This is a genomic window from Pseudomonas sp. GW821-FHT11D10 (genome assembly GCF_058808435.1).
On the sequence record NZ_JBXARR010000001.1, the window covers coordinates 1,182,516 to 1,194,419 of the forward strand.

Consider the following 11,904-nt stretch of genomic DNA (forward strand, 5'->3'; position numbering starts at 1 on the left):
TTGTTCTAGCGAAATGCTTACAGGTCATTGGTTTAGGTGATGAATTGAAGGTGGGATGAGACGGTTTCGAGCCTTTTTCACATCAATCGATTCGATGGGAATGCCGCACTTTTTACGCTTTTTCTCGATGATTGACTGATAGATGATGCCTGCCATCAATCACCGGTCTCGCTTCGTGGCTCAGGCATCACGCCCCATGACGAACCTTTTGAGGAGACGATCATGCTTGAACTCAGACCTTTCAGCTCGCTGGGCGGCGCCCATCACGGCTGGTTGGATGCCCATCACCATTTTTCGTTCGCCGAGTACTACGATCCGCAACGCATGAGCTGGGGCAACCTGCGCGTGTGGAACGACGACATCATTGCCGCCGGCACGGGCTTCCCTACTCACCCGCACCGCGACATGGAAATCATCACTTACGTGCGTGAAGGTGCGATCAGCCACCAGGACAACCTGGGCAACAAGGGCCGCACCGAGGCTGGCGACGTTCAAGTGATGAGCGCCGGCACCGGCATCGCCCACAGCGAATACAACCTGGAAGCCGCGGACACCAAGATTTTCCAGATCTGGATTCTGCCGACGGAAACCGGCGCACCGCCGTCCTGGGGCGCCAAACCGTTCCCGAAAGGCGATCGCGAAGGTTTCGTGACCCTCGCCAGCGGCAAGGACGGTGACGATCAAAGCCTGCGCATCCGCGCCGACGCACGTTTGGTGGCGGCCAATATCAAGGCCGGGGAAACGGCTGAATACCGTCTCGATGCCGGACGCCGTGCTTATCTGGTTCCCGCTACGGGTGTGATTGAAGTCAATGGCTTGCGCGCACAAGCTCGAGACGGTGTGGCGGTGGCTGATGAACAGGTGTTGACCGTCACGGCGCTGGAAGACAGCGAGATCGTGTTGGTGGATCTGGCCTGATCAGCGAATCGCGGGCACAAAAAAGGGCGACCTCAGGGTCGCCCTTTTCCGTTGCCTGGATTTATTGGGTGCTGATCGCACCGTCTACCAGGGTTTGCGCTTCAGCCACCAGTTGCTTGAGGTGGTCGTCGCCGATGAAGCTTTCGGCGTAGATCTTGTAGATGTCTTCGGTGCCCGACGGACGCGCAGCGAACCAGCCGTTTTCGGTCATCACTTTCAGACCGCCAATGGCCTGATCGTTGCCTGGAGCCTTACTGAGAATGCTCTGGATCTTCTCGCCCGCCAGTTCGGTCGAGGTGACCTGCTCCGGCGACAGCTTGCTCAGCAGCGCTTTCTGTTCCGGGTTGGCCTTGGCGTCGACACGCACCGAGAACGGTTCGCCCAGCTCGTCGGTCAGCGCACGGTAGGCTTGGCTTGGGTCGCGGCCAGTACGGGCAGTCATTTCAGCGGCCAACAGGGCTGGAATCAGACCGTCCTTGTCGGTGCTCCAGACACCGCCGTCCTTGCGCAGGAACGAGGCGCCGGCGCTTTCTTCTCCGCCGAAACCCAGCGAGCCGTCGAACAGGCCATCGGCGAACCATTTGAAGCCGACCGGCACTTCGTACAGGCGACGGCCGAGGCGCTTGGCCACGCGATCGATCAGACCGCTGCTGACCACGGTTTTGCCCACGGCTGCATCGGCACGCCATTGCGGACGATTCTGGAACAGGTAGTCGATCGACACCGCCAGGTAGTTGTTCGGTGCCAGCAGGCCGCCGGACGGCGTGACGATGCCGTGGCGGTCGTGATCCGGGTCGCAGGCGAAGGCCACGTCAAAGCGTTCCTTCAGACCGATCAGGCCTTGCATGGCATGGCTGGACGATGGGTCCATGCGGATCTGCCCGTCCCAGTCGACGGTCATGAAGCGGAACGTCGAGTCGACTTCCTTGTTCACCACGTCCAGGTCCAGACGATAGTGCTCGGCAATCGCCGACCAGTAGCGCACTCCTGCTCCGCCCAGCGGATCGACGCCCAGACGCAGTTTGGCGCCGCGAATGGCATCGAAGTCGATGACGTTGATCAGGTCGGCGACGTAGGTGTTGACGTAGTCGTGACGGTGGGTGGTTTCGGCCTTGAGCGCTTGCTCGTAGCTGATGCGCTTGACGCCGGCCAGCTTGTTGGCCAGCAGCTCGTTGGCCTTGGCTTCGATCCACTTGGTGATGTGGGTGTCGGCCGGGCCGCCGTTGGTTGGGTTGTACTTGTAGCCGCCGCTTTGTGGCGGGTTGTGCGACGGCGTGATGACGATGCCGTCGGCCAGACCGGTGGTGCGACCACGGTTGTAGCAAAGAATGGCGTGAGAAACCGCCGGGGTCGGCGTGTATTCATCGCCTTCGGCGATCATTACGGTCACGCCGTTGGCCGCCAGTACTTCCAAAGCACTGGCCCCGGCCGGGGTCGACAACGCATGGGTGTCGATGCCGACGAACAGCGGCCCGGTGATGCCCTGGGATTCGCGATACAGGCAGATCGCCTGGCTGATGGCCAGAACGTGCCACTCGTTGAAACTCAAATCAAAGGAACTGCCCCGGTGCCCGGAGGTGCCGAACGCCACGCGCTGGGTGGAAACCGAGGCGTCGGGTTGACCGGTGTAATACGCCGTAACCAGTCGCGGGATGTCGACCAACAGTTCTGCCGGTGCCGGTTTGCCCGCAAAAGGACTGAGTGTCATGCAAAACCTCTGAAATAGAGTGGTTCAGGAAATTACAGCGGAGTTTACTGGCAGTTTGTCCGGAGTGCGATGGGGTCTACTGCGTACACGCCGAGTGTTTTCGCGCATCTGCCCGCGGAGCCAGTCGCAACGCATCCCCAATCAGTCCGACAAGTCTTAACAACTCGTGTTCCGTGCCACCGATCGCGCTCAAACGCATGTGCTGCGCGTGCAACCCCTTGAGGCTGAACAACTCCCCCGGTGCAATCAGCACATGTTGCTTGAGCAGCCGTTGAAACACCGCGTCCATCGCAATCGGGCGTGCAGAGTGCAGCCAGATCGTTGCGCCGCCATCAGGTTCCACGATGTGCAGAAAGTCGCCCAGACGTTCACGTATCAAATCGATCCATCGCGTTCGACGCTCCCTGAGCAAGTGCTTGAGCACCGGCAGATGCTGGTCGACCCGCCCGCTCGCATAGAGTCGGGCAATGGCTTTCTGGCGGATCGGTGACAGGCGGAACGAACGTAACAGGAAGTGACGCTGCAGATCCGCACGCCATTGCCGCGACAGGATAAAACCGTAAGGTGCTTCGACCCCGATGATTTTTTCGAACATGGAAAACACCAACAGGTGGTCGGGATCCACCAGCTCGCGCAGCGGCTCCCCTTCGGCGTTGTCCAGCAACTCGCCATGACAATCATTCTCCAGCACCCAGGTGCCATGCTTCACAAGCAACTGCGCAATGGCCTGGCGGCTGGCCAGCGGGATACGGCTGCCATGGGGCATATTCAATCTGGAGGACAGCAGGATCAATCGCACCCGCTCGCTTTCAAGCAGTCTCTGGAGTTTCTGCGGATCGAATGCCCCGTCGGCCTGCAGCGGCAGCTCGATCACCCGAACTTCGGCGGACTGAAACAGGCGCAGGATCATCCAGTCACACGGCGACTCGATCACCACCGTTGCGTGGCGCAGCTCAAGGACAGCGATCAGAATCTCCAGCACCCCTCGCAAATCGGCACCGATGTAGACATCTTCGGCGTGCCAGCAATGGGCGGCCGATGAGGTGTAGCGGGCAGCCAGCAGCGTGCGCAGTTCCAGATCGCCGCAAGGCTGGGCCGGCGTCTGAAAGTGGCGGGGGTACTGGCGCAACAACTCTCGTTCAAGCATCAGCAAGGGGCGGTCCAAGGGCTGGATCGACGCTGGTTCATCGGCGCTCAATACTTGCATGCCGGAGCATCTGGCATTGACGTAAACCGTTTCAAGCAAATCACTGCCGCACCCGGGTGATATGACCATCGATGTCGGCTGCGCGAAATATCCGGATTTGGCCACTGAATAGACCCGGCCTTCTTTTTCCAGCAACGCATAGGCGTATTGAATGGTCGAAATCGACACGCTTAGCCGCTCGGCCAATTGTCGTAAGGATGGCAGTCGAATCGCTTCCTGATTGCCCGGTTCGCTGATCAGTTGCGTCAGGTAACGATAGACCGCCTGATAGGCAAAATCCGATTCTCTCGGCTCACTCATGAACGTACGTCCGCAGACTGGTCCCCGTGGCCGGACAATAAAACCCCACTCAACCTTCCGCCGAACGGTCGCCCAGAGTGACCTCGTGCTCGGGTAACTCTTGTGCTTTTGTGGCTTGTTCGCCCATCTGGACAGCCTCCATTGCATATAACCGGCCGATCAGTCGCAGGGGCAAGCCGCTGACATCGGTCATCCATTGCAAGACCTGCTCGGGAGCGTGCAGGCCTTGCATGGCACGATGCAGATCCGGTATGGCGACCAGCATCCCCGGATGACAGGTGCGCAGAAATCGCTCGAGGCCGGCGCCGGCATTGATGAAAGGCGCGAACAACAGGCAAACCAGTTGCGTTTCATTGAGGCCGAAATTCTTTTGCAGTGAGGCCGCCGCCAGCGATTGGTGCTCCGCGAGATCGGACAGATTGCCAAACGCGGATTCAAACCGCTCACAAACCTGCTCCGGCGTGTTCCTGCCACGCATTGTCGTCAGGCATTGCTGCAGATACTCCGAGACCCCGGCCTCATAGGTGCGCCCTTCTGCGTAAAGGGCCTGCAACCCTTTCAGGTAGGCGCCGACCAGGGGATCGGCACACTCGCCGGTACGCGCTTCAAGCATCAGATCGTCGGCCTGAAATCCGAGGAAATCACTGAGCAAGGGCCACCGCTCCTCCATCTTGCCCACTACCATATCGTCGATGCCGATATAGCTGGTGCGACGACAAGCTTCGAACTCGCCGATCGGACGCCACGGCACCCGATCGTCTTGTGAGTAGAGTTCGCGATAACAATCACTGCCGATGCTGTCGAGCAGACTGAACAGTTCATCAAACCCGCCGCCCTTTCGTGACAACTCGCCAATGCCGACCTTGTGCACCGCCCGCTCCAGCCCATCGAGAAACTGCTCCTGACGGCGCGCATTATCGCTACTGATCAAGGCATCGACGCCGTTGTTCCAGCGGGCGACCTGACCGTAGAACTCGGCGGTAGTCAGATACTGGTCATCCCACAGAGTCAGATCTTCATCCCAGCCACGGCGATGACCCACCATCAGCAGGTTGAGCCTGCCGGCTTCGCGCCCTTCATCGCAGACAGGCGCCAGATGGTTGAAAGGCTGGATCTCGCGATGATCGACCATCAACAACTCGACACGCGGGTCATCATGCAGGAACAGTGCACTGAAACTGCGATGCAGGTTGTGCAATACCGAACCCGGCACGCCATTGCATCGCAGGGTGGCGACACGCAACTGGAAAGTGGCCGGAGCGCGTCCTGCGATGCTCAATTGCGCCGCACGCAACAGGGCGAGGCTGTAGCTGCAGTCGCGTGTGCCGGACTGGATTGCCAGTACCTTGAATTCACCGATGCGATCCATGCCCCCGGCAGCGACCGCCAGGCGCTGGATCAACAGCTGCAATGCCGTGCGCTCTGCTCGGGAAAAGAAACTTAGCAGGCGTTGCAATACTTGCTGGTAGACATAATTCATTGCTTGATCATGGATCGTGCTCATCAGTACTTCACCCGGTATCAAAGGTTTTATATCGCGCGACCACAAATGGCGGACGCACAATCACTCTTCATTAATTAATAGACGCTGAAATGCTAACACTTAAGTTTTTGTAGTTATTTGAAACAGTTGAGCGCGTGGCATTTCAGAATCACGAGCGACATGGCTGAAAGCCGCGTGGTTGCGAGGCCATTTTCAGGATCGGGTTTTCCTAGGAAACTTCTTACAAGCCCCTGCACATAATGAGCACAAGAAAAAAAGAAGGGATTACATGGCACCCCTACAAACTTTAAACAGAAGTTTGAGGTGCACTGATAAACAGCCGATTGATACTGTACGGAACAAATAGAATGCACAGACATAGCTCATTCCTTGAGATGAAAGTAGTCATTCAATTATCAGCGTCTGGAGGGCAATTAGAAGATACAGATCGAGAGCAAAAACCAGTTCAGTTGCTGAACGTCCCCAGGCGTCTGGCCCAGGGGTTTCTCGATATCTGAAGGATTAAACGCACAAGAGTCCGTGGGGCCACGGACTCTGATTGGAAGGGTCAGGCAGTTTCGATTTGCAGGGCAACCCGCTCGCGGCATGGGCACTCGTCCATGTAGCGGTGTGCTTCGACAAACTCGTTGAACGGGAACACCCGCGTCTTGAGCGGCAGCAGCACACGGTCGGCAGTGAGCTGGTTTATATCACGCAAGGCACGCTGCAAGGCGACGTGATCCTGAATGATGCCGAGCTCCGGCTTGCCGGTGAAGTTGCCGATGCAATGCACGAAGAACTGAATGTTCTTCTGGAACGCTGCGCAGGCCGGGAATGGCGTCTGGTTGCCGCCCTGCAGGCCGTACAGCACCAGGCTGCCTCGAGGCGCCAGCACATCGCCGAGCAATGACATCTGCGGCCCGCCGAGACCGTCGAATACGACGTCGACGCCACGGTTGTCGGTGATCTTGTTGATCCGCATCAACAGATCTTCTTCTTCGGTGACGATCACTTTCTCGGCACCGAGAGACAGCAGGTACTCACGCTCCTCCGCGGTTTTGGTGGCAGCAATCACCCGCACACCCAGCGCCTTGCCCAACTGGACGAAGGACGGACCGGCACAGTGGCTGGCGTCGGTCACCAGAGCGAACTGCCCGGGTTTGACCCGTGCCAGATCAACGTAACCGAAATAGGCGATCAACAGCGGCGTGTAATGCACGCTGGCTTCAATCGGGCTGAGCACGTCCGGATAACGGGTCAGCGCGGTACGCGGCAGAACGATCAGTTCGCCGTAGACCGGGTAATCATTGGGGCTCTCGGCCGGAAAACTGGCCACCTTGTCGCCCACGGCCAGATCTTCGACGCCGTCGCCGATCGCCGTGACCACGCCGGCCATTTCATGACCGAGGCCGGAAGGCAGACGCGCCTGGGACGACGCCAGATTCTGGCGCCAGAGCGTGTCATACCAGCTGATGCCGATCGCCTCGACACGCACCTGCACTTCGCCAGGACCTGGCTGAGCAGCCGCATGCTCTTCGCATTTGAGCACCTCGGCTGGACCAAACTTGTGAAAACGGATCGTGCGGGACATCGCAAACCTCGTCAAAGTAACCTCTAATGCCCTGAACTCTATCTGGGCTTTCCAGCCAAGACTATCAGTGGCTATTAATAGTCGACATGCCTGTCATTGATTCCGCAGCATGGTCAGCATTGAGAAAATCCATGAAAAAACTGCTGCCGCCTTCTCAGTAAAGCTGAATTACCCGGTGCAGACTACCAGCCTTTCCCCGTAAGATTCATGCCGGCCATTGTTCTCATATGGTCGCTCTCGTCAAGCTTGATGACTCTGCCAGGACTCCAGATGAATCGTAATGACCTGCGTCGTGTCGACCTCAACCTGTTGATCGTGTTCGAAACGCTGATGCATGAGCGCAGCGTGACCCGTGCGGCGGAAAAGCTGTTTCTCGGCCAGCCGGCGATCAGCGCGGCGCTTTCACGCCTGCGCGGCCTGTTCGACGACCCTTTGTTTGTGCGCACCGGGCGCAGCATGGAACCTTCCGCCCGCGCGGTGGAAATCTTCGCCCTGCTCTCCCCGGCCCTGGACTCGATTTCGACGGCCGTCAGCCGCGCAGCCGAATTCGACCCGGCCACCAGCACGTCAGTATTCCGCATCGGCCTGTCGGACGACGTCGAATTCGCGCTGCTGCCGATGCTGCTCAAACGCCTGCGCGCCGAAGCACCCGGCATCGTGCTGGTGGTACGCCGCGTCAACTACATCCTGATGCCCGGCCTGCTCGCCTCCGGCGAAATCTCCATCGGCGTCAGCTACACCACCGACCTGCCGGCCAACGCCAAACGCAAGGTTCTGCGCCGCAGCGCCCCCAAACTGCTGCGCGCCGATACTGTGCCGGGGCCGTTGAGCCTGGACGATTACTGCGCTCGACCGCATGCGCTGGTGTCGTTTGCCGGCGACCTCAGTGGTTTCGTCGATGAAGAACTGGAAAAACTCGAGCGTAAACGGCATGTGGTCCTGGCGGTGCCGCAGTTCAACGGATTGGGTACGCTGCTGGCGGGCACCGACATCGTAGCGACCGTGCCTGATTACACGGCGGATGCACTGACGGCGGCTGGCGGTCTGCGCGCGGAAGATCCACCGTTGCCGACGCGCACTTTTGAACTGCATATGGCTTGGCGTGGGTCGCAGGATAATGATCCGGGCGAGCGGTGGTTGCGGTCACGGATTCAGATGTTTTTTGGGGATCCGGATAGCCTGGCATAGCCTTTGCCATAGCGGGTCATAGAGATTGTTGAATGTGGCAGTGGCTTGCGGCATTCTTCGCGACGAAATTTCCAGGGACGGTAAATTCCATGCGTGCTGCACGTATACAGACACCCGTGCCCTTCGCTTTTCGAACACCATCAAAGGTGATTGAAAGCGAACACGCGCAACCGTCGCAGTTGCTTGGTCTGAAATATTGAAACGGAACTTCACATGAGCGGAAAACCTGCTGCACGCCTAACAGATCCCACTAGCTGCCCTCTACCTGGACATGGAACAAATCCGATCGCCAGTGGCTCGCCCAATGTCAACTTTGACGGGCTTGCCGCAGCCCGGATGGGCGACAAATCCGCTTGCGGTAGTCCCATCACCGGAGGCGTCAGCGCAACGGTTTTCATCAATGGTTTGAACGCTGCAACGAAAGACAGCACGGGCGGGCACGGCAATGTGGTTGTGGGAGGTTCCGGAACAGTCATCATCGGAGACACATTCGTCTCCGCACCTTTCAGCGGCCTGCTGCCGATGCCTGTGCACTTCAGCGACAAGATCAAATTGATCGACGAAAGCACCGGTGAACCCATGCCCAATCATGGCTACGCGATTCAGCGTGCTGACGGCAGCTTCGAATACGGAACCAGTGATGCGTCGGGATTCACCCACGTCGTGAGTTCACACGTGGCGGAAACCATAAAACTGTTTTTGGAAGATTGACAACATGCCGGCAGAGCAAATCAAACTTCCCAATGGTAATACCGCAAGCCTGTCCGTCACACCGACGTTGACCGTCGTGAAAGATCAGACGGTAAAGACGGCCCCCGTTCCAGCAAAGAAGGCAATCGTCTTTTTCATTGGAGGAGCTGCCGACCAGGAGAAATACTATTTCCAGGGGGCTTTCCACAATATCGATGACGCCCAGAAACTGCTCGATGCGAGAATAGCCGGCAACGAAAAGCTGAAGACGAAATATACCGGACTCCCCAAAAGCTATAAGGACGCAAGGGGTTCCGGCGACATTCAGACTCACTTTATAGAGAACATACCCAGTAAATCCTGCCCGGTTTACATCGTCGGTCATAGCCTCGGTGGATGGAATGGCGCACATCTGTCGCAGATCCTGTCCGAGGCCGGTTACACCATTAAATTTTTGGTGACGCTCGATCCAGTGGGTGAAGGTTTTTTTGTATGGCTGGGTTCCGACATCTACTTTTCTGAACCAACACCTGTCGCTGAGACATGGATCAACATCCGGGCGAACGCCAGCAAGCCTGATAATTCTGATGGCGTCGCTGATTTCGGGGAGCGCTGGATAATCGAGGCAGGTCCGACCGTCAATAAAACCATTGATCGACACCATGCCTCGGCTGACTGGATGTTTATCGAGCCTGTCCAAGGGACCAAGTCCGCCTGCGATCTGATTTTTGACTCAATCAACGATATCTTCGGCCAATGAACAGAGTACGCGGTGTCATTTACCTTGCCTTGCTTCTCTGTAGTGGCTGTGTAAAAACGGCCAGTATTCCACCGGCCGATCTCACGTTATCGTCCTTCGGACTGGGTTCCAGTAATCTGTTCACGGCACACTTCAGCTCCACTGTGGATTTGCAGAGTGCTTTCAGTGATTACGAACAGTCCAATCAGCTCTCACCGACCCTGATTTGCTCCCTGAATCGGGACACGGAGTTCTCATCCGAGCATCCAATTGCCGTAAAAGCCGAAGGACGAGTAATCGCCAGCAGTCCAGCCAAACCCAATTACAATTTTTCCTCCGAACTTATCTTTTATTACACCAACCCGAATGGAACTCAACGCGACTTGAATGACTATGACGCCATCAAGCCGTTGCTCGAGTCGCAAAACTCGATCCCGTGCAAAGTTCGGATAACCGCCTATGGGTACGAAGCCTACTACTCGAATACGCTATTGATCCCGTCCAGGGTCATGATTGAGCAGATTTTCAGATAGACACCAATCGAAGGTCTATTGCCGACCCTGTCGCAAGGCAGGGTCGGCATTTTTAATCCTCGCGTAATCACCACCGTGCAGTTTCACACTCGACCTTTGCGTCACGGGTAACAGAGAATTGCCCTGAAACCAATTGATAGCCCCCTAACGAAAGCCGCATGCTAGAGGGCTTCGCTCGGGCTTATATCATTCCGAATGATAGTTACCTTCGTGTCATTCGATTCGTTTGCCATCTACCCGCCGAGCATCATCCGCCCATCTTCAATACATTGGCGGATGCATCCATGGAACAATCACTCAAACATTTGCGCTTCCCGTTGGCTATGTTGGCCGTGCTGGTGATGAGCGCCTGCGGCAAGACTCCGGAGACCGCCGCCACCATGCCTGCTGCCAAAGTCAGCGTGGCCAAGGTGCTGGAACAACCGGTCAACGAGTGGGACGAATTCACCGGGCGCCTCGAGGCGCCGGAAACCGTTGAAATCCGTCCGCGGGTCTCCGGCCAGATCGACGAAGTGGCCTTCACCGAAGGTGCGCTGGTCAAGAAAGGCGACCTGCTGTTCCAGATCGACCCGCGTCCGTTCCAGGCCGAGGTCCGCCGCCTCGAAGCTCTGGTAGCCCAATCCCGCGCCAATGCCACCCGCAGTGAAAACGAAGCCGGTCGTGGCGAACGCCTGCGTGCCAGCAACGCCATCTCCGCCGAACTGGCCGACTCGCGCACCAGCGCTGCACAAGAAGCCCGTGCTGCTGTCGGCGCGCTGCAAGCGCAACTGGATCTGGCCAAGCTGAATCTGAGCTTTACCCGCGTCACCGCGCCAATCAGCGGCCGCGTCAGCCGTGCCGAGATCACCGCCGGTAACCTGGTGACCGCCGACACCACTGCGCTGACCAGCGTGGTGTCCACCGACAAGGTCTACGCCTACTTCGACGCCGACGAGCGTGTATTCCTCAAATACACACAACTCGCCCGTCAGGGTCAGCGCGGTGCGACCACTCCGGTGTACATGGGCCTGTCCAATGAAGACGGCAACCCGCACCTGGGCCAGATGAACTTCGTCGACAACCAGGTCAACCCGAAAACCGGCACCATCCGTGGTCGCGCCGTGTTCGACAACAGCGACGGCACCTACACCCCGGGTCTGTATGCACGCCTGAAACTGGTCGGCAGCGGCACCTACAACGCCATGTTGATCAACGATGAAGCGGTCGGTACCGACCTCGGCAAGAAGTTCGTGCTGGTGATGGATGGCGACAACAAGACCGCCTACCGCGCCGTCGAACTCGGTCCGAAGATCGAAGGCCTGCGCATCGTACGCAGCGGCCTGAACAAGGACGACACAATCATCGTCAAGGGTCTGCAACGGGTTCGTCCTGGCTCCCCGGTTTCGCCTGAAGTGATCCCGATGGCCAGCGAGCAAACCATTGCCGCTCTCGCTCAACAACGACAAGCGCTGGAAGCCAGCAACCTGCCCAAAGTCGCACCTGCCAAAGGCGCGTCGGGATCGGTTGTGAAACTGGCTGCTGCGACCCCACGCGGTTAAGGGACGACA

At 58.0% G+C, this 11,904-nt stretch carries 10 protein-coding genes; 6 read left to right on the plus strand and 4 right to left on the minus strand.

Annotated elements, in window-relative coordinates; genetic code table 11:
* Positions 1 to 222 precede the first annotated feature (222 nt).
* Complete coding sequence (locus AC1RT4_RS05435; protein ID WP_493084115.1) at positions 223 to 918, plus strand: pirin family protein; 696 nt, start codon at positions 223 to 225, stop codon at positions 916 to 918.
* Between the two features lie 61 nt (positions 919 to 979).
* Here the strand turns inward: AC1RT4_RS05435 and pgm are convergent, their stop codons facing one another.
* The 4 genes from pgm to AC1RT4_RS05455 all read right to left on the minus strand — a co-directional run bounded on the left by pgm (position 980) and on the right by AC1RT4_RS05455 (position 7,207).
* Positions 980 to 2,626 (minus strand): phosphoglucomutase (alpha-D-glucose-1,6-bisphosphate-dependent), encoded by a 1,647-nt coding sequence (pgm, locus tag AC1RT4_RS05440; protein ID WP_493084117.1) that lies wholly within the window; start codon positions 2,624 to 2,626, stop codon positions 980 to 982.
* 76 nt (positions 2,627 to 2,702) lie between these two features.
* Positions 2,703 to 4,133 (minus strand): aminotransferase-like domain-containing protein, encoded by a 1,431-nt coding sequence (locus tag AC1RT4_RS05445; RefSeq protein ID WP_493084119.1) that lies wholly within the window; start codon positions 4,131 to 4,133, stop codon positions 2,703 to 2,705.
* A 49-nt stretch (positions 4,134 to 4,182) separates the two neighbouring features.
* Positions 4,183 to 5,637, minus strand: coding sequence for a hypothetical protein (locus AC1RT4_RS05450; RefSeq protein WP_493084121.1), 1,455 nt, complete (start codon positions 5,635 to 5,637; stop codon positions 4,183 to 4,185).
* A 547-nt stretch (positions 5,638 to 6,184) separates the two neighbouring features.
* Positions 6,185 to 7,207: a zinc-dependent alcohol dehydrogenase family protein gene (locus AC1RT4_RS05455; protein ID WP_064381679.1), complete on the minus strand. Its 1,023-nt coding sequence runs from the start codon at positions 7,205 to 7,207 to the stop codon at positions 6,185 to 6,187.
* Positions 7,208 to 7,477: 270 nt separating this feature from the next.
* On the opposite strand from AC1RT4_RS05455, the gene AC1RT4_RS05460 reads away from it, so the two are divergent.
* From AC1RT4_RS05460 to mexE, 5 genes are all read left to right on the plus strand, one after another.
* Positions 7,478 to 8,395: a LysR family transcriptional regulator gene (locus AC1RT4_RS05460; protein WP_258713577.1), complete on the plus strand. Its 918-nt coding sequence runs from the start codon at positions 7,478 to 7,480 to the stop codon at positions 8,393 to 8,395.
* A gap of 213 nt (positions 8,396 to 8,608) precedes the next feature.
* Complete coding sequence (locus AC1RT4_RS05465; protein WP_493084124.1) at positions 8,609 to 9,106, plus strand: PAAR domain-containing protein; 498 nt, start codon at positions 8,609 to 8,611, stop codon at positions 9,104 to 9,106.
* Between the two features lie 4 nt (positions 9,107 to 9,110).
* On the plus strand, positions 9,111 to 9,845 hold the full coding sequence (locus tag AC1RT4_RS05470; RefSeq protein ID WP_493084126.1) for an alpha/beta hydrolase: 735 nt from the start codon (positions 9,111 to 9,113) through the stop codon (positions 9,843 to 9,845).
* Positions 9,842 to 10,357, plus strand: a complete 516-nt coding sequence (locus AC1RT4_RS05475) for a hypothetical protein (RefSeq protein ID WP_493084128.1) — start codon at positions 9,842 to 9,844, stop codon at positions 10,355 to 10,357. The genes AC1RT4_RS05470 and AC1RT4_RS05475 overlap by 4 nt, the downstream gene beginning before the upstream one ends.
* Positions 10,358 to 10,641: 284 nt before the next feature.
* Positions 10,642 to 11,895 carry a multidrug efflux RND transporter periplasmic adaptor subunit MexE gene (mexE, locus tag AC1RT4_RS05480; protein ID WP_480402152.1) on the plus strand — a complete coding sequence of 418 codons (1,254 nt, stop codon included), beginning with the start codon at positions 10,642 to 10,644 and terminating at the stop codon, positions 11,893 to 11,895.
* Positions 11,896 to 11,904: the final 9 nt, after the last annotated feature.

Coding starts and splice junctions, on each gene's coding strand:
- AC1RT4_RS05435 (WP_493084115.1), top strand. CDS start 223: ATGCTTGAACTCAGACCTTTCAGCTCGCTGGGCGGCGCCCATCACGGC.
- pgm (WP_493084117.1), bottom strand. CDS start 2,626: ATGACACTCAGTCCTTTTGCGGGCAAACCGGCACCGGCAGAACTGTTG.
- AC1RT4_RS05445 (WP_493084119.1), bottom strand. CDS start 4,133: ATGAGTGAGCCGAGAGAATCGGATTTTGCCTATCAGGCGGTCTATCGT.
- AC1RT4_RS05450 (WP_493084121.1), bottom strand. CDS start 5,637: ATGAGCACGATCCATGATCAAGCAATGAATTATGTCTACCAGCAAGTA.
- AC1RT4_RS05455 (WP_064381679.1), bottom strand. CDS start 7,207: ATGTCCCGCACGATCCGTTTTCACAAGTTTGGTCCAGCCGAGGTGCTC.
- AC1RT4_RS05460 (WP_258713577.1), top strand. CDS start 7,478: ATGAATCGTAATGACCTGCGTCGTGTCGACCTCAACCTGTTGATCGTG.
- AC1RT4_RS05465 (WP_493084124.1), top strand. CDS start 8,609: ATGAGCGGAAAACCTGCTGCACGCCTAACAGATCCCACTAGCTGCCCT.
- AC1RT4_RS05470 (WP_493084126.1), top strand. CDS start 9,111: ATGCCGGCAGAGCAAATCAAACTTCCCAATGGTAATACCGCAAGCCTG.
- AC1RT4_RS05475 (WP_493084128.1), top strand. CDS start 9,842: ATGAACAGAGTACGCGGTGTCATTTACCTTGCCTTGCTTCTCTGTAGT.
- mexE (WP_480402152.1), top strand. CDS start 10,642: ATGGAACAATCACTCAAACATTTGCGCTTCCCGTTGGCTATGTTGGCC.